The 24409-nt window shown below is 67.0% G+C and carries 24 protein-coding genes; 14 read left to right on the forward strand and 10 right to left on the reverse strand.

All coding sequences use genetic code 11. The annotated features are described in order from the left end of the window. Positions 1-4 precede the first annotated feature (4 nt). The gene (locus tag ABW16_RS05990; protein WP_047318246.1) at positions 5-1093 is read right to left on the reverse strand and encodes an amidohydrolase family protein; all 1089 of its coding nucleotides are present in this window, start codon (positions 1091-1093) and stop codon (positions 5-7) included. A 268-nt stretch (positions 1094-1361) separates the two neighbouring features. On the opposite strand from ABW16_RS05990, the gene ABW16_RS05995 reads away from it, so the two are divergent. Both ABW16_RS05995 and ABW16_RS06000 read left to right on the forward strand, forming a co-directional pair. Continuing rightward, positions 1362-2369, forward strand: coding sequence for an acyl-CoA dehydrogenase family protein (locus ABW16_RS05995; protein WP_047318247.1), 1008 nt, complete (start codon positions 1362-1364; stop codon positions 2367-2369). After that, entirely contained in the window at positions 2353-3537 is a 1185-nt protein-coding gene (locus tag ABW16_RS06000; protein ID WP_047318248.1) for an acyl-CoA dehydrogenase family protein, read from the forward strand. The genes ABW16_RS05995 and ABW16_RS06000 overlap by 17 nt, the downstream gene beginning before the upstream one ends. Before the next feature lie 8 nt (positions 3538-3545). Here the strand turns inward: ABW16_RS06000 and ABW16_RS06005 are convergent, their stop codons facing one another. The 4 genes from ABW16_RS06005 to ABW16_RS06020 all read right to left on the reverse strand — a co-directional run bounded on the left by ABW16_RS06005 (position 3546) and on the right by ABW16_RS06020 (position 6826). Next, complete coding sequence (locus ABW16_RS06005; RefSeq protein WP_082133973.1) at positions 3546-4949, reverse strand: cytochrome P450; 1404 nt, start codon at positions 4947-4949, stop codon at positions 3546-3548. Beyond that, complete coding sequence (locus ABW16_RS06010; RefSeq protein WP_024440885.1) at positions 4946-5140, reverse strand: ferredoxin; 195 nt, start codon at positions 5138-5140, stop codon at positions 4946-4948. Before ABW16_RS06010 ends, ABW16_RS06005 begins: the two co-directional genes overlap by 4 nt. 63 nt (positions 5141-5203) lie before the next feature. Next, a complete protein-coding gene (locus ABW16_RS06015) occupies positions 5204-6064 on the reverse strand; it encodes a mycofactocin-coupled SDR family oxidoreductase (RefSeq protein WP_047318249.1) in 861 nt (286 codons plus the stop codon). A gap of 39 nt (positions 6065-6103) precedes the next feature. Further along, a complete protein-coding gene (locus ABW16_RS06020; protein WP_047318250.1) occupies positions 6104-6826 on the reverse strand; it encodes an SDR family NAD(P)-dependent oxidoreductase in 723 nt (240 codons plus the stop codon). A 219-nt stretch (positions 6827-7045) separates the two neighbouring features. On the opposite strand from ABW16_RS06020, the gene ABW16_RS06025 reads away from it, so the two are divergent. From ABW16_RS06025 to ABW16_RS06075, 11 genes are all read left to right on the forward strand, one after another. Then, positions 7046-8548 (forward strand): aldehyde dehydrogenase family protein, encoded by a 1503-nt coding sequence (locus tag ABW16_RS06025; RefSeq protein ID WP_047318251.1) that lies wholly within the window; start codon positions 7046-7048, stop codon positions 8546-8548. Further along, the gene (locus tag ABW16_RS06030; protein WP_047318252.1) at positions 8545-9750 is read left to right on the forward strand and encodes a CaiB/BaiF CoA transferase family protein; all 1206 of its coding nucleotides are present in this window, start codon (positions 8545-8547) and stop codon (positions 9748-9750) included. The genes ABW16_RS06025 and ABW16_RS06030 overlap by 4 nt, the downstream gene beginning before the upstream one ends. 205 nt (positions 9751-9955) lie before the next feature. Then, the gene (locus ABW16_RS06035) at positions 9956-11257 is read left to right on the forward strand and encodes an MCE family protein (RefSeq protein WP_082133974.1); all 1302 of its coding nucleotides are present in this window, start codon (positions 9956-9958) and stop codon (positions 11255-11257) included. Further along, the gene (locus tag ABW16_RS06040; RefSeq protein WP_047318253.1) at positions 11254-12282 is read left to right on the forward strand and encodes an MCE family protein; all 1029 of its coding nucleotides are present in this window, start codon (positions 11254-11256) and stop codon (positions 12280-12282) included. The genes ABW16_RS06035 and ABW16_RS06040 overlap by 4 nt, the downstream gene beginning before the upstream one ends. Positions 12283-12328: 46 nt before the next feature. Beyond that, on the forward strand, positions 12329-13423 hold the full coding sequence (locus ABW16_RS06045; RefSeq protein WP_047318254.1) for an MCE family protein: 1095 nt from the start codon (positions 12329-12331) through the stop codon (positions 13421-13423). Continuing rightward, entirely contained in the window at positions 13420-14868 is a 1449-nt protein-coding gene (locus ABW16_RS06050; protein WP_047318255.1) for an MCE family protein, read from the forward strand. The genes ABW16_RS06045 and ABW16_RS06050 overlap by 4 nt, the downstream gene beginning before the upstream one ends. Next, positions 14865-16028, forward strand: a complete 1164-nt coding sequence (locus tag ABW16_RS06055; RefSeq protein WP_047318256.1) for an MCE family protein — start codon at positions 14865-14867, stop codon at positions 16026-16028. The genes ABW16_RS06050 and ABW16_RS06055 overlap by 4 nt, the downstream gene beginning before the upstream one ends. Further along, positions 16029-17570 carry an MCE family protein gene (locus ABW16_RS06060; protein ID WP_047318257.1) on the forward strand — a complete coding sequence of 514 codons (1542 nt, stop codon included), beginning with the start codon at positions 16029-16031 and terminating at the stop codon, positions 17568-17570. Positions 17571-17587: 17 nt separating this feature from the next. Next, positions 17588-18094, forward strand: a complete 507-nt coding sequence (locus tag ABW16_RS06065; RefSeq protein ID WP_047318258.1) for an Rv2253/PknI dimerization domain-containing protein — start codon at positions 17588-17590, stop codon at positions 18092-18094. A 33-nt stretch (positions 18095-18127) separates the two neighbouring features. Further along, complete coding sequence (locus ABW16_RS06070; RefSeq protein WP_230987236.1) at positions 18128-18529, forward strand: hypothetical protein; 402 nt, start codon at positions 18128-18130, stop codon at positions 18527-18529. A 37-nt stretch (positions 18530-18566) separates the two neighbouring features. Then, the gene (locus ABW16_RS06075) at positions 18567-19025 is read left to right on the forward strand and encodes a hypothetical protein (RefSeq protein ID WP_047318260.1); all 459 of its coding nucleotides are present in this window, start codon (positions 18567-18569) and stop codon (positions 19023-19025) included. Between the two features lie 7 nt (positions 19026-19032). On the opposite strand, the gene ABW16_RS06080 is transcribed toward ABW16_RS06075, so the two are convergent. From ABW16_RS06080 to ABW16_RS06100, 5 genes are all read right to left on the reverse strand, one after another. Beyond that, positions 19033-19662, reverse strand: coding sequence for a hypothetical protein (locus ABW16_RS06080; protein WP_047318261.1), 630 nt, complete (start codon positions 19660-19662; stop codon positions 19033-19035). Next, positions 19659-20453: a VirB8/TrbF family protein gene (locus ABW16_RS06085; RefSeq protein ID WP_047318262.1), complete on the reverse strand. Its 795-nt coding sequence runs from the start codon at positions 20451-20453 to the stop codon at positions 19659-19661. Before ABW16_RS06085 ends, ABW16_RS06080 begins: the two co-directional genes overlap by 4 nt. Before the next feature lie 40 nt (positions 20454-20493). Next, positions 20494-20925, reverse strand: coding sequence for a hypothetical protein (locus tag ABW16_RS06090; RefSeq protein WP_047318382.1), 432 nt, complete (start codon positions 20923-20925; stop codon positions 20494-20496). Positions 20926-21037: 112 nt separating this feature from the next. Continuing rightward, the gene (locus tag ABW16_RS06095; protein ID WP_047318263.1) at positions 21038-22681 is read right to left on the reverse strand and encodes an FAD-dependent oxidoreductase; all 1644 of its coding nucleotides are present in this window, start codon (positions 22679-22681) and stop codon (positions 21038-21040) included. Between the two features lie 23 nt (positions 22682-22704). After that, positions 22705-23406, reverse strand: a complete 702-nt coding sequence (locus ABW16_RS06100; protein WP_047318383.1) for an IclR family transcriptional regulator domain-containing protein — start codon at positions 23404-23406, stop codon at positions 22705-22707. Between the two features lie 138 nt (positions 23407-23544). Between ABW16_RS06100 and ABW16_RS06105 the strand changes: the two genes are divergently transcribed. Further along, positions 23545-24408, forward strand: a complete 864-nt coding sequence (locus ABW16_RS06105) for an alpha/beta fold hydrolase (protein WP_047318264.1) — start codon at positions 23545-23547, stop codon at positions 24406-24408. Position 24409: the final 1 nt, after the last annotated feature.

Raw genomic sequence — 24409 nt, forward strand, 5'->3', positions numbered from 1 at the left:
CTCTCTAGTGTGCGCCTGCGCGGGCCGGAACGTCGATGCCGTAGAGCCGACTGGCGTTGAGCCAGCACAGCTTGTCGCGTTGTTCGGCGCTGAACGCGCTCGGCACGGTCAGTTCGTTGCGCTGCCAGTGCGGGTAGCTAGACCCGTACATCACCATGTCCTCTTTGCCGGTGAATCCGAGCCATTCGCCGGCGAAGTCGGTGTCGCCGGGGCCGTCCATGGCGCCCTGAACGAAGAACACGTGGCCGGGCAGGTAGTCGCTGGGCATCTTCGGCGCCCACGGCGTCTGCTCCAGGTGCGGCCGGCCGAAGCAATCCATCCGCCAGATGAACGGCGTCAGCAGGTCCGCGGCGCCGTCGGCCCAGACGAACTTCAGCTCGGGCATCCGTTCGAAGACGCCCTCGGCGATCATGTTCATCAGGTGATAGATGTAGTTGCAGGCCATGAAGCTGGCGTACTGCTCGTAGGTGCGGGTGTTGCCCGACGGCGTCGGCGCCGCCGCGATACCCGCGCCGACCTCGATATGAGCTGCGACCGGTAGGCCCGCGGCCACGGCCGCCTCCCACAGCGGCCAGAACTGCGGTTTGCCGAAGAGCTCGCGGGACTGCAGCGGGATGCCGATCTGCACCACTCGGGGGTGGTCCTTCCACCGGTCGATCTCACGCAGCGCGCCGGCGACGTCGTCCGGGTTGACCCTTATGGTGCCGCGGAACTGCTCGCCGTACTCCGGGTGATCCAGCCAGCGTGACACCAGGATCTCGTTGTGCGCCGCGGCGATCGCCGAGCCCAGATGCCGGTCCGGCATGACGCCACGGGTCATCGGGTGCAGCACCGCCACGTCGACCCCGCGTTCGGTGAACAGGTGCTGGGCGACCACCTCGGGGTCCGACCCCGGGTATCGGCGCTGCGGGCCGTCGGTGCCGGGCGCGTATTCACCGCCCGGCGCGCCGTACCAGTCCATCTCGTAGTCCGGGAAGCCACGGCTCTTGAACGGCTCTCGCATGAAGCTGCGCAAATCCTTGTTGGATGCCGCGAAGATGTGCACGCTGGCGTCGATCACGGGCGTGCGGGCGCCGTCCGGGTGTTCGATCATCCACGCCGCCCTTCGTCGTACCGCCCGCCGGGCACGGTGCTGCAGTCACCGTGTCGCCCGGCCCCCCGGTGGAACCATTGTATAGCTGTATTCTTTGCACGCAAGAACAAGATTCTCATTCCGGCGCTCAACGGTCGACGGGCAGGGGTCGCGCGGCGGGGCGATCAATCCGTCGTTACGCAGCGGCGACAAGGTATCTCAAGGCGAGATCGTTACATCCGTTAGCGAGAATGTTATTCTCGATCGGCGCTTGGGAGAGGTGGCTGCAATGCTCTTGGAGTTCGACGACGATCAGCGGCTATGGCAGGGCACGGTACGCGATGTGGTGGGCAAACAGTGTTCGCCGTCGCTGGTGCGCAGTGTCGCCGAGGGCGAGGCGGACGGCGCTGTCGACGCCCTCTGGAAGGTCTACGTGGACCTGGGCTGGACCGAGCTGCACCAACCGGACACCGCGGTAGAGCTGGCGATCGTCCTGGAAGAACTGGGCCGCGCCACCGACCCCACGCCGTTCCTGGCGACCATGACCCAGTTCGCTCCGCTGGTCGGGGACCGCCACAACCCCGACGGTTCCACCGGTGCGGCGGTCTTCAGCGGGGTGAGCGCACACCGTAACGCCGGCGGCTGGGTACTCGACGGAACCGCTCTGCACGTGCTGGATGGGGATCGCGCCGATCGGTTGGCGGTGGTCACCGCGGCGGGCGTGTTCGTGGTCGACGCCGGCGCGGTGACGACTCGCAAGTCGGCCGTCTTTGACCCGACGTTGCATGTCAGCGACGTGTCCTTCGCCGGAGTCGAGGTGCCCGACAGCGCCCGGATCCGGGTCGATGTCGAGCGGGCCCGCCACGTCGCGCTCAGCGGAATGGCGATGACGATGGTCGGCGCCTGCCAGCGCATTCTCGATCTGGCGCTGGAGCATGTCCGCAGCCGGCATCAGTTCGGGGTCCCGATTGGGTCCTTCCAGGCTGTCCAGCACAAGGCCGCAGACATGCACGTGGCGATCGAACGCGCCCGGGCGCTGGCCTATTTCGCCGCGCTGACGATCGCGGTCGATGACCCGCGGCGGCGGATGGCGTCCGCCATGGCCAAGGCTGCGGCCGGGGAATGCCAGTCGGTGGTCTTCCGGCACGGGCTGCAACTGTTCGGTGCGATGGGATTCACCTGGGAGAACGACCTGCAGTTCGCGCTGAAGCGGGCCAAGGCCGGTGAACTGATGTTGGGTGGTGCCGCGCAGCACCGCGCCGCGATCGCCGAGGAATACCTTGCAGCTCGCATTTGACGCGCAAGTCGAGGAATTCCGCGCCGAGTTCGCGGCCTTCCTCGACGCCAACCTGCCCGCCGAGGCCGACACGCTCGAGCGGCCACGTTCGGTGTCGCACATGCCGGGGTGGGCGCGCCGCTGGCAGCGATTGCTGTTCGACAACGGTTGGTTGTTGCCCGGCAACCCCCCGGAGTTCGGTGGCCGCAACGCCACCCTGCTGCAGCAGTTCGTGCATCTGGAGGAGCTGTGCCGCCGCCGCATTTATCACAGCTTCAATCCACAGGGTGTGAATATCATTGCGGCATCGTTGCTTTCGTTTGGCAGTGACGAGCAGAAGCGGCGCTGGGCGGTGCCGATTCTGCGCGCTGAGATCACCGCGTCACTGGGCATGAGCGAACCGAGCGCCGGATCGGACCTGGCGTCGTTGCGGACCAGGGCGGTACGCGACGGTATAGAAGGGGACGATTTCATTGTCAACGGCCAGAAGGTGTGGACCTCGGGCGCGCACGACGCCGACGTGCTGCTGACGTTCGTCCGCACCGATCCCGACGCGCCCAAACACAAGGGCATCAGTGTGTTGGTCATCCCCACCGACACCCCGGGGGTGGTGCGTCGTCCGTTCCCCACCATCTGCGGGATCGAGGACCAGGACTTCAACGAGGTCTTCTTCACCGATGTGCGCGTGCCGGGGGAGAACCTGGTCGGTCCGCTGCACGGTGGCTGGCGGGTGGCCAATGGATCGCTGGGCCACGAACGCACCATGATGTGGCTGGGTTTCGCCGACCGGTTGGACAACATCATCGCCGACTTCCACCCCGAGGGCGCGCTCGAACGTGACCGATTTGCCACGGCGGTCATGGACTACCAGGCGCTGCGCCTGCTGGGGTCGGCGGCGCTGGCGCGGGCGGCGCGCGGCCAGGAGGACGTGGCCGCACTGTCGGTGCTCAAGCTGCTCGGCTCCGAGGCCGAGATGTTCGCCTCCGGTCACGCGCTGGATGCGGCCGGGATCGACGGGCTCGTGCATCCGGCGAATTCGGGACCGTACGCGCCGATGAACCTCGACAGCTACTTCGCCAGCTGGTTCGAGCGGCACGCCCGCAGCTTCTCAGGCACCATCGCCGGGGGCACCTCGGAGATTCACCGCAACATCATCGCCCAGCAGGGGCTGGGTTTGCCCCGGGGCTGACGCAGCGCTCAGTCGATGACGACCATTTCCTTGCGCTCGGTGATCGGGCGTGCGCACTCCTGCTCGTCGCAGATCCGCTGCAGCTTCTCCAGCGTCTCGTCCAGGCCCGGCCCGAGCCGCTTACCCGGCGTGAAGGTCGCCGGCAGGTTGCGCATGCCCTGGATGACACCGATGGTGTCGTAATGCACCGCCCCTTCGGGGTCGCACTGGTAGTCGGGCATCCGGTCGAGCACCGCGGTCAGCATCGACTTGAAAACCGTGCGCGCGACATTGGACCCGATGCAGCGGTGTACGCCCAGACCGAAGCTGAAGTGCCGGTTGCCTTTACGGTCCAGGATGATCCGGTTCGGGTCTTCGAAGATCGCGGGATCGCGGTTGGCCATCGCCCAGGACAGCCACAGCCGCTCGAACTGTTTGAACTGCTGCCCCGCTACCTCGACATCCTCGGCGAAGGTCCGGCCATCGCCCGGTGCCGGCGTGAAGAACCGCAGGAATTCCTCGGTCGCCGGGTCCAGCAGCGTGGCGCGTTCATTGCTGAGCCGGGTGCGCTCGGACGGGTGCTGGCCGAGCCATTCCAGCGCGTGTGCGGTCAGCGCCGTGGTGGTGTCGAACCCCCCGCCGATGACCAGGCCCAAGTTGCCCAGGATCTCGATGTCGGGCGCCGGCTCACCGTCGATGCGGAACTGCATTAGCGCGTTGACCAGGCCGGGGCGCGGGTTCTCCCGGATCTCCATCATGTTGTTGATGATGTCGATGCCCATTTCGCGGTGCTGCTCGTTGATCTTTTCGCGGTCGGGCGAGTGCTCGGGGGTGTACACCGAGGCGTGCGTGGGCTCGCTGTAGACGTTCCACTTCTTGAGTTCGATGCCCATCATGGCGAGGGTGAACACCGCGGGCACCACATTGGCCAGATGCTCGACAAAGTCGATGTGGCCCGACTCGATGTGCTCATCGAGTGCGGCACGGGTGATCTCGTCCACGAACGGCACCCAGCGCTTGATGGCCGCGGGGGACAGGTAGGGGTTCAGTGCACCGCGGTAGAGGCTGTGCTCCGGCTCGTCCATCTCGAGGATGCCGCCGCGCACCACCGTCGCACGGCTGGCCTTGGGGATGGTGATGCCCTGGAAAGGCGTTTCGCCGGTGATGTCGTGGTGGTTCGAGACGACGGGGCAGCGGGCCAGTTCGAAGACGTGCTTGCTGTCGGCGGCCACCCAGTGCCCGTTGTATGTGGGGCTCCACGCCATCGGGCACTTGGCCTGCATCTCGGTGGTGATCTCTTCGAACTGATCGCGGTACTCCGGGGTGTGCCGGTCGAAGTAGAAGGTGTTCTTCTTACGATCGTCGGATGCATCGTCTTGGCCGGTCGCGGCCAGGGAATCGTTGACGCTCAAGGAATCCTCCTCCCTGTTCATTCCTCGATGAGAATGGCTTGTTCGGGGCAGGAGTGTGCGGCCTCGCGCACGGCATCCTGCTGATCGGCGGGAACCACTTCGGACACCGGCGACGAAGTGCCGTCAATGTCGTTGAGCACGAAGGAATCGGGCGCGATCATCGCGCACAGCGTGTGCCCTTGGCAGCGCTGTCCGTCGACGGAAACCTTCATGTTCTCGCTCCTTTCAACCGATTTCGGTGCGCTGCATCACGCCCGGCGAAACCACGGGCGCCATCAGACGTGGTAGTCGTACCACTTGAGGTAGCCACCGGCGTCGACCCGCAGCTGCATGCCCGTGACGTAGCGGGCCTCCTCAGAGGCGAGCCACAGCACCGCGTTGGAGATGTCCTCGGGTTCGATGAACGGCACCTTCATCGCCTGCTGGACATAGAAGACCGGTTCGGCATCGGCACGGGTCGGATGCTCGAGGTCGGGCCGGAAGGAGCGGTACATCGGCTCGCTCTGCAACATGTCGGTGTTGCAGTTGGTCGGGTGAATGACGTTGGCGCGGATGCCGCGTACCGCCAACTCCGTTGCGAGGTCGTGCACGTACTGCGCGATCAGCCGCTTGGAGGTCATGTAGGCCATCCCGCCCGGGTCGCCGCCCGGGTTGGCCTTCTGGTGGGCGTCCATCAACGCCGCTGCCGAGGAGGTGGCGATGATCGAGGCTCCCTCGGACAGGTGGGGCAGCGCGACCTGAATGCCGTTGATGGTTCCGACCAGGTTGGTGTTGATGACGTCGGTCCAGGCCTGCAGCGGTGGGTTGCCTTTCATGCCCGCCACACCCGCCTGCGCGACGACGATGTCGAGCTTGCCGAACTCGGCGAGACCGGCGTCGAGCGCGGCCTTGAGCGCCGCCGCGTCCCGCACGTCGGCCTGCGCGGTGACGATGCCGCGCCCGGTTTTCTCGACCAGCTTGGCGGTCTCCTCGAGGTCCTCGGGCCGCGCCATCGGGTAGCCGATCGTCTCGATGTCCTGGCACAGGTCGACGGCGATGATGTCGGCGCCTTCCTCGGCCAGTCGCAGCGCGTGGCTGCGGCCCTGGCCGCGGGCTGCCCCCGTGATGAATGCGACCTTTCCGGCAACGCGTCCCACAGCGGTTCCTTTCTTAGTGCTCGATTGGTGTGGCGAGTGTCAGGTGTTCCGGCCGCCGTTGACGCCCAGGATCTGCCCGGTGATGTAGCCGGCCTCCTCGGACGCCAGGAACGCGCAGGCCGCCGCGATGTCTTCGGGCTTACCCATGCGGCGCACGGGGGTCTTGGCGATGTTGTCCTCGATGTTGCCGAGGAACCCTTGACGATCGGCGTTGCGCAGCATCGGGGTGTCGATGAAGCCCGGTGGCACGGCGTTGACCGTGATACCGCTCGGGCCGTACTCCAGTGCCAGGGTTTTGGTGAGTCCGTTCACCGCGGACTTGGCCGCAACATAGTGCGCCATATAGGGAGTACCGGAGTGCGTGCTCGACGAGGAGATGTTGATGATGCGGCCCCAGCCGGCTTCGATCATGTCCGGCAGCACCGCCTGAATGGTGTGGAAGACACCGTTGAGGTTGATGTCGATGATCTGCTGCCAGTCTTCGAAGCTGATGTGGCTGAACTTCTTGAAGCCGTCTTTGCCGGCGGCGTTGACCAGGATGGTGACCGGCCCCAGCCGTTCGCGGATCTGCGACAGCGCGGCGTCGATCTGTGCGCGATCGGTCACGTCGGCGGCGAAGGCCAGATCCTGACCGCCGTCGGGTTTGAGATCGATGATGGCCACCCGGTGGCCGTCGGCGCGCAAGCGGTTCGCGACTGCCGCGCCGATGCCCGAGGCGCCCCCGGTCACGACAGCAGTTCGTACGAGGCCCGTCTCGGTCACAAAGAATCTCCTTTCCGAGCATTGAGAATCGTACTCTCGCACAACTGTTTCTGGCAAGGCGCGTTCGGACCGCCTCCCAGCAGCGAAAATGCCGCAGCCGCATTAACTCCTGTCGTAGAAGTGCAGGCCGCAAGGCTTTTCATGCACTCTTGAGTTCTCACATGCGAGATGTATGATTCGCCGCAGATGAGAATCTAGTTACCCCGCCGGGAGGCTTGGATGCATGCGCAGGACACGGCAGAGACCATCACCGATGGCTCCGCAGGGGGGACTGTCGCCCGGCGACTGCTGATCAACGGTGAGCTGGTGGGTGCCGACAAGACGTACCCGTCGCTCAACCCGGCCACCGGAGAAATCCTGGGATACGCCCCGGAAGCCAGTGTCGAGCAGGCGACCGCCGCCGTCGCCGCGGCGCGACGGGCCTTCGACGCGGGCGAGTGGGCCACCAACACCGAACTGCGAGTCCGCTGCCTGGACCAGCTGCACCGTGCGCTCGTCGAGCACCGTGACGAATTCGCCGCGCTCACCATCGCCGAGGTCGGCGCCACCGCGGCACTGACCCAGGGTGCGCAGCTCGACGGGCCGATCGCGATCGTGCGCTACTACGCCGATCTGCTCAAGGACTATCCGATGACCGAAGACCTCGGCAACGTCGAGAGTCGCGGGATGCAGCACCACCGCTGGGTGGAGAAGGAAGCCGCCGGCGTCGTCGCCGCGATCATCGCCTACAACTACCCCAACCAGCTGGCCCTGGCGAAGCTCGCCCCGGCGCTGGCCGCCGGGTGCACCATCGTGCTCAAGGCCGCGCCCGACACCCCGCTGGTCACGCTGACCCTCGGTGAGCTGATCGCCAACCACACCGACATCCCGCCCGGCGTGGTCAACGTGCTCAGCTCCTCGGACCCCGCGGTCGGTGCCGCGCTGACCACCGACCCGGACGTGGACATGGTCACCTTCACCGGCTCCACCCCGACCGGGCGGGCGATCATGGCCGCCGCCAGCGGGACGCTCAAGCGGGTCTTCCTGGAGTTGGGCGGCAAGTCCGCGGCGATCGTCCTCGACGACGCCGACTTCAACATGGCCGCGGTGTTCGCCGCGTTCTCGATGGTCACCCACGCCGGCCAGGGCTGCGCGCTGACGTCGCGGCTGCTGGTGCCCAAGCGTCATCACGACGAGATCGTCGAGATGATCAAGACCAACTTCTCCCACGTGCGCTACGGAGACCCGACCGACCCCACGACCTACATGGGCCCGCTGATCAGCGCCAAGCAGCGCGACAAGGTCGACGCCATGGTGCAGCGCGCGGTGGCCGCCGGCGCCACCCTGGTGACTGGCGGCGAGAAGGTCGATCCCGGATTCTTCTACACCCCAACGCTGTTGACCAATGTTGACCCCGACAGCGAGATCGCCCAGGAGGAAGTCTTCGGACCGGTCCTGACGGTGATCGGCTATGACGACGACGACGATGCGGTCCGGATCGCCAACAACTCGATCTACGGACTGTCCGGTGCGGTCTTCGGTAGCCAGGACCGTGCGGTGGCGCTGGCCCGCCGGATCCGGACCGGAACGTTCTCGATCAACGGCGGCAACTACTTCAGCCCGGACGCGCCGTTCGGGGGATACAAGCAGTCCGGCATCGGCCGCGAGATGGGCGTCGCCGGACTCGAGGAATTTCTGGAGAGCAAGACGTTCGCCGTGCCGGTCGCCGGAGCCGCTGGATGAGGCCGCTCGAAGGCGTTCGCGTGCTGGAAGTCGCGATGTACGGGTTCGTTCCCTCTGCCGGTGCGGTGTTGGCGGAGTGGGGCGCCGAGGTCATCAAGGTCGAGCACGCGGTGACCGGCGACCCGCAGCGCGGGCTGCGCCAAACCGGCATGCTGCGGGTCGAGGGCGACCCGAACCCCAACATCGAACACGCCAACCGCGGCAAGCGCAGTATCGGTCTGGACGTCTCAACGCCCGAGGGTCACGAGGTGCTGCTCGAATTGGCAAAGCGCGCAGACGTTTTCCTGACCAGTTTCCTGCCCGGCCACCGCAAGAAGTTCGCCATGGACGTCGAGGACATCCGCGCGGTCAACCCGAAAGTCGTCTACGCGCGCGGCAGCGCGCTGGGGCCCCGCGGCATCGAATCGGAAAAGGGCGGCTACGACATGACCGCGTTCTGGTGCCGCGCCGGTACCGCCGCGACCATCACCCCGCCCGGTATCGAGGGCATGATCGGCCCGCCCGGACCCGCCTACGGCGACACCATCTCCGGAACCAATCTGGCCGGTGGTATCGCGGCCGCACTGTTCAAGCGCGAGCGCACCGGTGAGCCGTCGGTGGTGGACGTGTCCCTGCTGGGCAGTGGCCTGTGGGCCATGGGCCACACCGTCGCCCTGACCAGTCATCTGGGCGAGCGTCTGATCCAACAGCCGCCCGGTGTCCATGGCTCGCCGATCAATCCGCTGGTTGGGGTTTACGCGACCGCCGATGAGCGTTACATCTCGTTTGTCATGATGCAGCCCACCAAGTTCTGGGCCGACGTGTGCAGGCACATGGAACTCGACGAGCACATCGACGATCCACGGTTCGCCACCGCGCAGTCGTTCGCCGAGCACACCCCGGCCGCCGTGGAGATCCTGCGCGCGGCAATGGCCAAGCGGACGCTGCCGGAGTGGAGCGAGCGCTTCGCCACTCTGGCCGGACCGTGGGCGCCGGTCCAGGACACCCTGCAGGCCGCTCAGGACCCGCAGATCCGCGCCAACGAATACATCGTGCAGGCCGGTGAACTGGAGTTGGTGGCCAATCCGGTGCAGTTCGACGTGGCCGCCCCGGTGACCGGGCCGGCACCCGGATTCGCCGAGCAGACCGACGAGATCCTGGCCGAACTGGGACTGGACTGGGACCGGATCATCGAACTCAAGACCGTCGGCGCGGTCACCTAGGCCATCGAGCAGCAGCAGGGAGATCTCGATGCCGTGCCGGTTGAACCGCAAACGCCACCCGCCGGGTGCCACTGGTGTGGCACAGTGCGTAGAACTCTTCGGGGGTCCAACTGCGGTGTCAGCGGTAACCATCGTGGAAGGGGGCGGCAGCGGTGATCTCGGCACACGATGACGTCTGCCTCAACGCCTCAGCGACGGGGCGGTAATGGTTCTGGGAGCGACCGCGGATCCGCCGTTGGGCGGCCACCTCGACGATCCGAACCGAGGGCCGGCCGGCGCGGGCCGGCACCGGCCCACCGGTGCGAGGCGCCAGCAGCCCGCTTACCTGCGTCCGCTGATCGGGCTGGCGACGGTCGTGACGATCGCGGCGCTCATCGGGCTGCCGATCGGGCTGTTCCGGGGCAGCTTCACTCGTACCGTGCCGGTCACCGTTCTCTCGCAGCGCGCCGGCCTGGTGATGTATCCCGACGCCAAGGTCAAGATCCGTGGTGTGCAGGTCGGCAAGGTCGGTGACATCGAGGCCAAGCCGGACGGCACCGCGGTGCTGCACCTGAAGATGGAACCGGCGCAACTGTCGCGGATACCGGCCAACGTCAGCGCCCGGATCGCGTCGTCGACGGTGTTCGGCGCCAAATTCGTCGACCTGGTGCCGCCGCCCGATCCGGTGACGGCCCGAATGCACGCCGGCCAGGTGCTGGCCGGCGAGCATGTCACCGTCGAGATCAACACGGTCTTCCAGCAGCTGGTGCGGGTCCTGGACAAGATCGACCCGAAGAAGCTGAACGAGACCCTGAGTGCGGTCTCGACGGCGTTCAACGGACGAGGCCAGAAGCTGGGGCAGGCGCTCACCGACTTCGACAAGCTGCTCGCCGAGATCGAGCCCAGCCTGGGCACCCTCGAACACGAGGCCGCCGCCATGGCGCCGGTGTTCCGGTCCTACGCCGATGCGGCACCGGACCTCACCGCCGCACTGAACTCCACCAGCACCATGAGTGACAGCATCGTCCAAGAGCGCAACAGCCTGGACACCTTCCTGCTCAGCGCCATCGGGCTGGCCGACACCGGCAACGAGGTGCTGGGGGACAACCGGCAGGGGTTGACCGACCTGACGCAAGTACTGGAGCCCACCGCCGCGCTGCTGGACAAGTACCACGAGGAGCTCGGCTGCGCGATCGGCGGCTTGGTGCCGTTCGCCAACTCCCCGCCGTTCGACGTCCCCGGCATCATCATCACCGCCAGCTTCACCCTGGCCAAGGAACGCTACCGCTACCCCGACCACCTGCCGAAGGTGGCGGCCCGCTCCGACCGTTCCTACTGCACGGAACTGGGCCTGCCCGACGTGCCGCCGGAGTACCGGGTGCCCGCGTTGGTCGCCGACGTCGGCGCCAACCCGTACGACTACGGCAACCAGGGCATCCTGCTCAACTCCGATGGACTCAAGCAGGCGCTGTTCGGGCCGATCGGTGGGCCGCCGCGCAACAGCGCTCAGGTGGGGATGCCGGGATGAGAAGCGGGCTGGGAACTCTGATCAAGTTCGGCGTCTACGCCGTGGTGATGGTGCTGGCGACGATATTTCTCTTCGCGATCTTCGCTGAGGTCCGGACCGGACCCACGGTGGGCTACCAGGCCGTTTTCGCCGACGCATCCCGGCTCAAGGCCGGCGACAGCGTGCGGGTCGCCGGAGTCCGGGTCGGCACGGTCGGCGGCGTGGCGCTGCGTTCGGACGGCACGGTGTTGGTGAAGTTCCAGGCCGACCGCAACATTCCACTCACCACCGGCACCCAGGCCTCGGTGCGCTACCTCAACCTGGTCGGCGACCGCTACCTGGAACTGACCGATGGGCCGGGCTCGACCCAGCTGTTGGGAAAGGGAGCGCAGATCCCGCTGGAACGGACCGCGCCGGCCCTGGACCTGGACCTGCTGCTCAACGGTCTCAAGCCGGTGATCCGGGGACTGAATCCCCAAGACGTCAACTCGCTCACGGCCTCGCTGATCCAGATCATGCAGGGCCAGGGCGGCACCATCGACTCACTGATGTCGCGGACGTCGTCGTTCTCGAACTCCCTGGCCGACAACAACGAAGTGATCCAGTCCCTGATCGACCAACTGCGCACGACGCTGGCGACCCTGTCCAACGGAGACAAGCGATTCTCCGGGGCGATCGACCGACTCAACAAGCTGGTCGCCGGACTGGCGGCTGACCGCGACCCGATCGGGACCGCGGTCACGGCCCTGGACCGCGGCACCGCGTCGCTGGCCGACCTGCTTGGCAACGCCCGCGATCCACTGACCAACACCATCACCCAGGTCGATCGGTTGACCACCGCGATCAACGCCGACCTGGCCGGCCTGGACATGTCGTTGCAGAAGGCGCCGGAGAACTACCGCAAGGCCATCCGGCTCGGGGCGTACGGCGGGTTCATCCAGTACTACCTGTGTGCTGTCCAGATCCGGGTCAGCGACACCCAGGGCCGCACTGCGGTGTTCCCGTGGATCAAAGCGGAGGAGGGCCGATGCAGCGACACCGACTGAGCGCGGTGCTGTCCGGTACCGCGCCGGTGCGGCGGGGGGCGCGCCGATGCTGAGGTATCACGGCAGCCATCTGATGCGCATGGGTCTGATCGGCGTTGTGGTGGTCGCGTTCATCGTCGCGATCGGGTTGCAGCCCGAGCAGTTGATCCAGTGGGCCACCTGCGTGCGATACCAGGCCCGGTTCGCCGAAGCCGGTGGCCTGAGTACCGGTGCCGACGTCACGCTGTCGGGAATCAAGGTCGGTTCGGTCACCGATGTCGCACTCGACAACGGTGACGCCCTGGTTACTTTCACGCTGGCGGGCAAGTATGGGCTGGGCGGGCAGACCACGGCGCACATCCGCACCGGGTCGCTGCTCGGTGAGCGGGTGCTGACCGTGGAGCCGGCAGGCAGCGGCAAGATGCACCCGCTCGAGGTCATCCCGCTCACCCGCACGTCGTCGCCGTACTCGCTGGTCGACGTGGTCGGTGAACTCACCACGAACACCGCCGGTACCGACACCGAGTCGCTGAACCGGTCGTTGGACACCCTCTCGGAGACCATCGACCAGATCGCTCCGCAGCTGGGGCCGACGTTCGATGGCCTGAGCAGGCTGTCCCGGGCGGTGAACAGTCGCAATGAGGGCCTTGCCGACCTGCTGAAGTCGGCCGCCGAGCTCACCGGTGTGCTCTCCGAACGCAGCCAGCAGATCAACTCGCTGATCCTGGACGCCGACAGTCTTGTCGACGTGCTCAACACCCGGCGGCAGGCGATCGTCAACCTGCTGGTCAGCACATCGGCGGTGTCGCGGCAGCTGTCCGAACTCGTCTCCCAGAACAACGAACAGCTGCGACCCACGCTGAACAAGGTCATCGCGCTGAACAAGATCCTGGAGAAGAACCGGGACAACCTTGCCAAGGCTCTGCCCGGCCTGGCGAAATACGAACTCACCCAGGGCGAGACGGTGTCCAACGGTGCTTACTACAGCGCCTATGTGCCGAACCTGTTCCTGCCGCAGCTGCTCCAGCCGTTCCTGGACTACATCTTTGGCTTCCGGCGAGGTGTCGACGCCGGTCAGCCCCCGGACAATGCCGGTCCGCGTGCCGAACTTCCGTTCCCGGTCAACGGGATTCCGCAACCAGGAGACCTGCCGCCCCGATGAAGACTCGTACGCCACTGCAGATCGCGGTCAGCGCGCTGGCCGCGCTGCTGCTACTTGCGGGTGCGGGAATCCTGGTCCGCCAGACCGTCCTGAAACCGACCCGGATCACCGCGTACTTCTCCACTGCGACCGCGATCTATCCCGGTGACGAGGTCCGGGTCGCCGGGGTGAAGGTCGGCAGCATCGACCGCATCGAACCCCAGGGCACCCAGGCCAAGCTCACCCTGCGCGTCGACCGCAAAGTGCCGATCCCGGCCGAGGCCAAAGCCGTCATCGTCGCGCCCAACCTGGTGGCGGCACGATTCGTCCAGCTGACGCCCGCCTACCATCGCGGCGACGGGCCGACCCTGCCCGACGGCGCGGTGATCCCGCGCGAGCACACCGCGGTCCCGGTCGAGTGGGACGAGGTCAAGACCCAGTTGAACCGGCTTGCCGCCGAACTGGGGCCGCGCAGCGGTGTTTCGGGAACGTCGGCGTCACGGTTCATCGACAGCGCGGCCAATGCGATGGACGGCAACGGTGCCAAACTGCGCGAAACGCTGCGGCAGCTCTCCGGCGTGGCCCGGATCTTCGCCGAGGGCAGCGGCAACATCGTCGACATCATCTCGGGTCTACAGACTTTCGTGACCGCACTGCGCGACAGCGATCAGCAGATCGTGGTGTTCGAATCGCGGCTCGCCACGTTGACGAGCGTGGTCAACGACAGTCGATCCAACCTGGATGCAGCTCTCACCGACTTCGCCGGCGCGATCGACACGGTGCGGGATTTTGTAGCGGGGAGCCGCGCCGAAACCGCCGAGGCGCTGCAGGGCGTGGCCAACGTCAGTCAGACGCTGGTCGATTCGAAGAATGCGATCCGCAATATCCTGCACATCACCCCGAACGCGATCGCGAACACGCTCAACATGTACAACGTGACCAGCGGGACCCCGGTGGGTTCGTTCGCGTTCGCCAACTTCAGCAACCCGGTTCAGGCGATCTGCACGATGACCGGTGCGGTCGGCAATGTGACGTCGATGGAGACCGGCAAGCTGTGCGAGCAGTACCTGGGCCCGGCCATGCGGTTGCTGAATTTCAACGGGCTCCCGTTACCGATGTCCCCGTACCTGACCAAGGCGGCCAGCCCGGACAAGTTGATCTACACCGACCCGGCGTTGATGCCGCACGCCGAGCACCCGGGAAACCTGCCGGAACAGACGCCGTCGATTTCGGCCTACACCGGGTTGAACGGCGACGTCCCGCCCCCGCCGGGGTGGACGGATCCGTTGCAGCCGCGCGGCTCCTACGCGCCCGACGGCCTGCCCGCCGCAGCGACACCGCCACTGATCCCCGGTGCGCCGCTGCCCAGTCCGACCACCTTCGACGGGATGCTGCTGCCGGGCGGTCCGCCGCCGCCCGGACCGCCGCCCGGACCGCTGCCTGCTGAAGGGGGTCCCACGCCATGATCGGTCTTCGTTCCCTGCGGCGCAGCGCGGCGGTCGCGGTCTTGGTCGCCGGCGCCACGTCCGGCTGCGCCTTCGGCGGCCTGAACTCGATGGCGCTGCCGGGTGTTCAGGGCCGCGGTGCCGGGGCGCAACACTTCTCGGTCGAGCTGGCCAATGTCGGGACACTGGAATCCAATTCGCCGGTGATGCTCTCCGACGTGGTGATCGGCAGCGTCGGCAAGATGACCGTCAGCAACTGGCACGCCAACGTCGACATCGCGGTCAACCCCGGCGTCGAGGTGCCGGCGAACGCGGTGGCGACCGTCGGGCAGACCAGCCTGCTCGGGTCGATGCACCTGGCGCTGAATCCGCCGATCGGGCAGGCGCCGACGGGCCGGCTGATGCCCGGGGCCAGAATCCCGCTGAGCGACTCCTCGACTTATCCGTCGACCGAACAGACCCTGTCCTCGCTGGCGGTGTTGGTCAACGGAGGCGGACTCGGTCAGATCGGCGACATCATCCACAACTTCAGCGCCTCCATGGCAGGCCGGGAAAGCGACATCCGCGACCTGATCGTCCGGCTGGACCACTTCACCGGTGCGCTGGACCGGCAACGCGACAACATCATCGACGCCATCAAAGAGATGAACCGGACGGCCACCACTTTCGCCGGGCAGCGCGACACCATCAACCGTGCGCTGAACAAGATTCCGCCGGCCATCGACGTCTTGATCAAAGAGCGCCCCAAGTTCGTCACCGCGATGACCAAGCTGGGCCAGTTCGGCGACCTGTCGGCGGGTCTGGTCAACGACTCCGGGCACCAACTGGTCTCCGACCTCATCCACATCGAACCGGCGTTGCGCTCGCTGGCCGACATCGGACCGGAGCTCAACTCGGCAGTGGCCTACGCCTCGGCCTTCCCGTACGGGCCCAACGCGATCGAGCGCGCCGTGCGGGGCGACTTCCTGAACCTGTTCGCCGTCTTCGACCTCACCAAACCGCGACTCAAGCGGGCGCTGTTTCCCGGCACGCAGTGGGGAGACGAGGACGCGAAACTGGTTCCGGCGCCAGGCGATCCCTGGTATCTGAACTACTCCTACGATCCGCTGCAAGAGCCGATCCTGCAGTCATCGGGCCAGGCCCTGCCGCCGGGCGCGGTTGCCTCGGGAGGCGGTGGCTAGATGCTGACACGGTTTGTACGGATCCAGCTGATCCTGTTCCTGGTGGCGTCGGTGATCGGCGTGGGAGCCATGATCTTCGGCTATATGCAGGTGCCGACCATGCTCGGGATCGGCCGCGTGATGGTCAAGCTGGAGCTGCCCGAAACCGGGGGGCTCTACCGCTTCTCCAATGTCACCTACAACGGGGTGCAGATCGGCACGGTCACCAACGTCGAGCTGACGTCGGACGGCGTGCGCGCCACGTTGTCGCTGAATCGATCACCGAAGATCCCGGCCGATCTGGTGGCCGCGGTGCGCAGTGTTTCGGCGATCGGCGAGCAGTACGTCGACCTGCTGCCGCGCAGCGACGGCGGCCCGTACCTGCACAACGGCTCGGTGATCGCGGCGTCGGACACCCAAGTCCCCCAACAGGTCGGTCCGATGCTCGATCAGGTCAGCAAGCTGGTCGACTCGATTCCGAAGGACAAGCTCAGCAATCTGCTCGACGAGACCTTCCTGGCCTTCGACGGCGCCGGCTACGACTTCCAGTCCTTGCTGGACTCGGCGACCACCATCAGCGGTGACGCCAACCGAGTCTCGGACAAGGTGCGCAAGCTGGTCGACAACAGTGCGCCGCTGCTGGACTCGCAGGTGCAAAGCACCGACGCGATCCGGACCTGGGCGCGCAGCGTGGCCGGGATCTCCGAACAGGTAGCCGCCAACGACCCGCAGTTGCGCGCCATCCTGCAACGCGGCCCCGGGTTCGCCGACGAAGTCTCCGGCCTGATGCAGGATCTCAAGCCGACGCTGCCGATCCTGCTGGCCAACCTGAACACTCTTGGGCAGGTGCTGATGGTCTACAACCCGTCGCTGGAGCAGTTGATGGTGCTGCTGCCCGGATACATTGCGGCCCAGCAGTCGTTCGGTCTGCCCAAGAACAACCCGACCGGTCTGCCGCAGGGCGACTTCACCCTCACGTTCGGTGACCCCAACCCGTGCACCGTGGGCTTCCTGCCGCCGTCTTCGTGGCGTTCTCCGGCCGATACCACCACGATCGACACCCCCGACGGCCTGTACTGCAAACTGCCGCAGGACTCACCGGTATCGGTGCGCGGCGCCCGCAACTTCCCGTGCATCGAGCATCCGGGCAAGCGCGCTCCGACCGTCGAACTCTGCGACGACCCCAAGGGTTTCGTCCCGATCGCGATGCGTCAGCATCTCACCGGGCCAACCGCGTTCGACCCGAACCTGCTCAAGCAGGGTATCCCGGTCGATGACCGGGTCGACTTCAGCGACCGGCTCTTCGCCCCGACCGGGGGCACTCCGCTGCCGCCGTGGGCCACACCGTCGGGCACGTCACCGGATGCTCCACGGCCACAGGTGCCGGCGCCGCCGCCATTGGCAGGCAACGCCGGCATCGGTGAGCAGGCGCCGTCGGTCGCGGTGGTGCCCTATGACCCGAACACCGGCAAGTACATGACCCCTGACGGGCGCTACGAGCAGCAGACGAACCTGGTGCCCGGTTCCGGGCCCAAGGTGTGGACCGATCTCATGCCGTCTTGAGTGCCGAAGGAGGACGAATGCGCGCACGTGAATTGATCGTCGCTACAGCGGCTTTCGGACTTGTCGTCGGGGCGGCACCGTCGCCGCCGGCGCAGGCTGCCCTGGGCTTCGAGCTCAACGGCCCCTACCGGGTCACTTCAAACGGGGACTGGGCCAAGACCAACGAAGTCTTCATGAACGAGGTCACGGTGACGTCGGTGTGGACGTTTCGTTCCAGTTGCGAGAACGCGCACGTCTGCACCGGCCAGGTGAGCAGCGACCAGGGCTGGACGGCGCCGCTGGAGTTTCGCACCTCACGCTGGATCGTCGACCGCTTCCACGAGAACTGGCAGACCTGCCCGGACGGCACCACCTCGTCGGGACGCCAGCGCTACCAGTTTCAGGGCAGTGATGCCAACGGCCAGTACGACAAACGCAATATCGATCTCCTCGTCGGCTACGACAGGACGATCGGTGTCTCGGGAGCCTGCGGACGCAACCAGCCCACGGTCATCCTCATGCCGCTGACCGTGCAACGACTCTAGGCGGTAGGGGAGACCATGCAGAACCCTCGCGTGATGAAAGCACTCGTCGCGGCGGCACTTGCCGCTGGGGCGGTCGCCGGCGTGACACCCGCGGCGCCGTCGGTTGCCGACCCGTATGTGCCGATGTGCGACGTCCCGGCGTGCACACCGGGAATCGCGCCGAATGTCGTGCTGGGCGCGCCGTGCTCCAACACCACCTACTTCGTCTTCGGGTCCGCGGTCGCAGGGCCCTCGACCCTGCCGGGCAGGCTGGTGTACTGCGCGTCGCCGCGCCGCTACGAGCCCCGCTGGTTCCGCTCCCCGGAGATGCACGGCATCAAGGAGGAGAACAGCAAGTGCGACGAATATTCCGGCGAGGTGGCGCAGGCCCCTGACGGGCTTTTCTTGACCTGTGTCGCCGACGGCGAGACGCGGTGGCGGCGCGGAGACCTTTAGCCGCACAACAGTTTTGGCACGTCGAGGGAGTTCGCCCATGATACGAACCACTGTCGGTGCAGCGCTGGCGGCGGTGACTGTCGCGACCGTCGTGGCGCCGCAGGCCGCGGCCGAGATGCGCTTCGGCAATTACGAGGTGTTGAGCAATCGGTGGCCCGACGCCACCTGGGTGTGGACGGCGTATCCCTGCGAGGAGATGGGGAAGTTCGACACTGTGCCCTCCGGCTGCGTTCTGGTGACCGCGGTGGACCGGCCGCATTTCTTCGGCCGCGGATATTACGGCGGCACCGCCAAACTGGTGGACGGACACTACTCGTTCACCTCGGACTACCCGGACGGTCTGCACTGCCCGGCCGGGCCCTCGATGCCGACCCGGGACACCTTCACCTGGGATGCGAACACCCTTGCCGGCGTGATGGAATCACACTTCGATGTGGGCTGTTTCAACGGCCCCGCCGGGGTCAACACCTGGACCTTCGCCCTGGTGCGGATGTAGATCGCCGCTAGACGGGGTCGAACGAGGAGATCAGCCACCGGCCGTCGTGCTTCACCAGGCCCACCTTGACGCTGCTCATCGAGAAAGCGCCGTCCGGGTTCGTCTTGCTGATCGTGGTCTGGTTGAGATAGATCAGCACCTCGGCGGAACTGGGGCGCAAGGACACGACGCCTTTGCGAACCACCGCGGCCACCGTCTGCACTTCCTTTTCCTTGACCGCCGGGGTGACGACCTTCTGGGTGAAATCGGTGTAGTGGGCGAGGAAGTCGCCGGTGAGGTGGCTCTCAGCGGCGGCGAAATCCTGTTCCATCGTCTTTGGTGCGTAGGTCAGGATGGCGACCGCGCCGTCGGCGGCGGCAGCCATCACCGCTTGTTCGTCCGCGGGACCGAGCTGCTGATCGGCCCGGAGCACCCCGAAGTAGAGCCAGCCGGCCAGCCCGGCCGACGCCACCAGCAGCCCGCCCAGCGTGGCCGCGATCCAGCGTGCGGTTGAGACGGTCGGGCCGGTTTGCGGCTGCTCGGCCGGTGGCTCTTCCGCCACCTGCTCGGCGGTTTCCAGGGTGTCGTCGGCCTCGGTGGTCGCGGGCTCGGACTCGGCCGCCTCGCGTGTCACGTCATCCTCGTCGGATTCGGTCATGCCGCGAAGTCCACCTTCGACATCTTGACCCGGTCGCCTTCGCGGGCCAGGTGCACGGTGAGGCGCCAGGCGCGGGGTTCCTCTTTCGCTCCGGCTTTATTGGTGACCTTGGTGTTCGCCGCGACCAGCACCACCGCGTCGTTGTCCGACATCGATTCCACGCCCGCGACCGCCGTGTCGACCGTGGTGACGGTTTTCGACTCGCGGGCCACCTTGGTGAAGTCGCCGGCGTGGGCCTCGAAGTCCTGCTTGAACTCGCCGGTTGAGTTGTCGAGGATCGCCTTGACGTCGTCATCGACGGTTTCGTAGTTCAGCGACATCAGCGTCACCACGCCCTGACGGGCGGCCGCGGCATACTCGGCCAGTTGATGCTGGCGCTGCGCGACATCGCGATGGTGGGACAGCATCAGCACGTCAATCGCCAGGAACCCTCCGATCGCGAGTACCGCCAGCGTCGCCGCCACCCATCGCAGTTGTTTCCAGGCGCGGATGAGCTTGCGGGGCTGCTCAGCCGGTTCCTCGTCGACGCCCGCCTCTGGCTCGCCGGCGTCGGTGCTTTCGGCTTCGACGTCGGGTGCGGTTTCCAGCTCGACCGCCGGGGTGGACTCCGGCTCGGACTCCTGCTGCGCCTTGAGCAGTTCTGCTCGGGCGCGGGCCAACTCCGCCGCCGCCTCGGCGGCCTTCGCCTCGGCCTCCGCCAGCGTCAGAGCATTCTGCGAAGCGCGCTTGGCGGCGTGCTTTCCGACGTGTTTTCTGGGACCCCCCGGCTTCGCCGGATCACGCGACGGCATACGCCTCTCCTGTCCGTTGTCCACCCAGCACCAGGGTCCCTCACCAAGTGCGGAGCGAGCAGAGCGCCCCCTTGGTACCGGCGTCGGTGGCGACTACGACGTCGTCGACGCGCAGTTCACAGACGAACCCCGGTGAGGGCAGTTCGGGATGCATTCCGGGCAGCGACACCACCACCATGGCCCAGTCCTGCGGGTCGGCCAGGGTGGTCTCGAAGATCCAGGGCTGGTTGGGGCCGACCGTGACGTCCGCACGCGGGCTGTACTGGTAGGGATTGTGGCTGTACTCGCCGAAGTTGGGCGGTTGAACCTCGCGGTAGTAGACGAACGCCTGCGCGGTCTGCGTCGCGCTGACCGAGTAGCGCACCCGGTGCGGCGCCGGGTCGTCGGCGCCCGCCGGGGTGGCGGCGGCCAGCGCGCAGGCAAACGCCAGCCCCGTAGCCAGGGACGATACGGCGAGCTGCCTGCCTCTCACGGGCTCCTCCACTGCTGCATCCGCCGGAGCGGCCGCGCTGCCAAAGACTGAAATTCTTGGTAACGAAGAATAACATTTCCGCTGTGCTTGCGGCGCCCAACCAGCCGGCCCGTCACGCCCCGGCGCCGGTGGTGGCGGCCGCGCGCCCCGCCCGGAAGCCGAACACCATGGCCGGACCGATGGTGCCGCCCGCCCCACCGTAGGCCCGGCCGGTGACGCCCGCCATCGCGTTACCCGCGGCGAACAGCCCCGGGATGGGCCGGCCGGTGACGTGCAGGACCCGGCCGTCGGAGTCGGTGCGGGGCCCGCCCTTGGTGCCCATCGCTCCGACGGACAGCGGCACGGCATAGAAGGGTGCGGTGTCGACGGGTCCCAGGGTGCGACCGGCAACCGTGCTGGCCTGATCGTCACCCCAATAGCCGTCGTAGGCGCTGGATCCCCGCCCGAAATCGGGATCCGATCCTGCCGCGACGCCGCGGTTCCAGGCGGCCACCGTCTGCGCCAGGCCATCGGCGTCGATTCCGGTCTTGGCGGCCAGCGCGGCCAGATCGGGCGATTCGGAGAACCACTCCGGGGCGGTGCCGTCGGGTGCGACGCCGAGGAATCCGTACCTGCGCAGGTGCCCGGCGTCGAACACGATCCATGCCGGGTCGTTGACGTATCCGCCGCGGGGCTCCAGGTAGTGGAAGGCGCCGGCCATCGAGTTGTAGTCGCAAGCCTCGTTGACGAACCGCCGCCCGGCCTGGTTGACGATGATGCTGCGCGGGCGGGTCCGCTCGAGCCGCACGCTGCGGCTGCGCTGCTCCCCGGCGATGGTGTCGCCGGGGATCCGCACGATCGGGACCCACCACGCCTCGCCCATGTTGGCCAGGTCCGCGCCGTGCGCCATTGCCATGCGCAGCGCGTCACCGGTGTTGTTCGGCGGTGACACCGCGCCGCGCATCGGCCCGCGCAGAAACGCCTCCACCAACGAGACGTCCCATTCGAAGCCGCCGTTGGCCAGAATGACTCCTCGCCGGGCGCGCACCCGGCGCGAGGTGCCGCCGCAATCGACCCGGACGCCCGCTATTCCGCCGTCGGCGTCGGCGATCAGTTCCACGCCGCGACAGCCCATCGCCGGCGTCACGCCGTGATCCAACGCGCCCCTGAGCAGTCCGGCGATCAGCGCGGTGCCGGCCACGCAGATATCACCGGCGGCGTCGGCCTCGATGTCGGCGTGCAGCCGAGCGCGAGTCTCGGCGTCGAATCCGACGTTGCTGTAGTCGGCGGGGAACGCGGTGATCCGGTCCCGCCAGGAGCCCACCCGGGAGACGTCGTAGGGCAGCGGGCTCAGTGAGCGCCCTCCGGACGGGCGTCCGCCGGGCAGCTCCGGCTTGTAGTCCGGGAAACCGGTGGCGACCTCGAAGCGGACATCACTGTGGGCTTCGACGAAGTCGACCATCTCCTGGCCGGTCCGCACGAACGTCAAGACCAGCGCGTCGTCCATCGCACCGAAGGATTGGGCGCGCAGGTAGTCCATCGCGGCATCGACGGTCAGCCCGGGAGCACGATTGTGCGCCGGAATCCAGGCAATGCCACCGGAGACCGCCGTGGTGCCGCCCACGGTGTCCGACTTCTCGTAGAGGGCCACCGACGCGCCATGCACTGCCGCGGTGAGTGCGGCGGTGAGCCCGGCACCGCCGGTGCCCAGCACCACCACGTCGGCTGAGTCGTCCCAAGCGTCGTCGTCCCAATCGGCATGCGCACTGGCTGACATCAATGTTTTCCTCTCGGGCAGATTCAGCTCAAGATTTCGGACAGCCGGCTGGCTGCCGCCAGCACGGCGTCGCGGCCGCGCAGCACCACGTCCTCGCGATGCGAGATCAAGTTGATGCAGGTCGGCGGTGCCGGGGGTCGGCGGCGAACGGGAACGGCCAACCCGAAGGTTCCGGGCTCGATCTCGCCGTGGGTGACCACCCAGCCGCGCTCCCGCGTCTGCGGGACGATGTCGCGCTCTCCGGGGCGCGCGGGCATGGCTGCCAGCAGTGCGATCCCGGCGGCGCCCAGGCTGAGCGGATGGCGGCTGCCCTCGTGGAACGCGAGTTGGTAGCCGACTTGGGTGGGGACGATGACGGCGACGGCCACCTGCTGGTCGCCCTCGGCGACCAGCAGAGACACCGTGGTCCCGAGTTCGTCGGCGAGCGCGCGCAGCGTCGGCAGGCTTAGCTGTCGCACGTTGTTGTCGAACGAGGCTCCGAGCACGGCCAAGGCGGCGGCCGAGCGGTACCGGCCGTCGTCTCCCTTGGCTATCAGCCGGAAGCCGGTCAGCGTGTTGAGCAGCCGATAACTGATGGTCCGGTGCACGCCGACCCGGTCGGCGACCTGTTGCACCGTCAATCCCTCCGGCGCGGCGGCCACCGCCTGCAGCGCGGCCAACCCCCGGGCCAGTGTCTGCGAACCTCGCGCGGTCTCGGCGGCAGCGTCGGACATCAGCCTGGGCATCAGCAGGGCCTCCTTGACATACACCCGCGTGAGAGTGATGCTCTTGAATATAACGTACATCTATGTGCGATAAAAGCACGTTTGATATGCCGCAAAACGAGAATGATATTTCCGCTGAGCGTTGGGAAGAGGTGGGCGGTGCCGGAGTTCGAGAGCGTCTGGAGTGACCTCCAGGGTGTCGCGTTCGAGCAGGGGTATCTCGACGCGAGCGGCGTTCGCACCCGGTACCTGCGGGCCGGCGACCCGGCCAAGCCGGTGCTGGTGCTGCTGCACGGCTCCGGCGGGCACGCCGAGGCCTACGTCCGCAATCTCGCCGCACACGCCGAGCACTTCTGGACCTGGTCGGTGGACATGCTCGGTCACGGCTACACCGACAAGCCCGGTCATCCCCTGGAAATCGGCCATTACGTGGCGCACCTGATGGACGTGCTGGACGCGATCGGTGCGCAGACGGCCAGCATCAGCGGTGAATCCCTGGGGGGATGGGTGGCGGCACGGGCCGCCATCGACCACCCCGACCGGGTCGGGCGGCTGGTGCTCAACACCGCCGGTGGGTCCCAGGCCGACCCCGAGGTGATGAAACGGATCATCACGCTGTCGATGGCCGCGGTCGAGAACCCCAGCTGGGAAACGGTTCAGGCGCGCATCAAGTGGTTGATGGCCGACAAGACCAAGGACTACGACGACATCGTCGCCAGCCGCCAGCGGATCTACCGGCTGCCGGGATTCGTCGACGCGATGCGCGACATCATGGCGTTGCAAGACCCACAGATCCGGGCCCGAAACCTGTTGGGACCAGCCGACTACGGAAAGATCACCGCGCCCACACTGGTGGTCTGGACCAGCGACGACCCGACGGCCGACGTCGAAGAGGGGAAGCGGATCGCCTCGATGATCCCGGGTGCCCGGTTCGAACTCATGCCCGGCTGCGGCCACTGGCCCCAGTATGAGGACCCCGAGACCTTCAACCGCCTCCACCTGGAATTCCTGCTGGAGCGCTAGC

The sequence above is a fragment of the Mycolicibacter heraklionensis genome (assembly GCF_001021505.1).
Taxonomy (GTDB): Bacteria; Actinomycetota; Actinomycetes; order Mycobacteriales; family Mycobacteriaceae; genus Mycobacterium; species Mycobacterium heraklionense.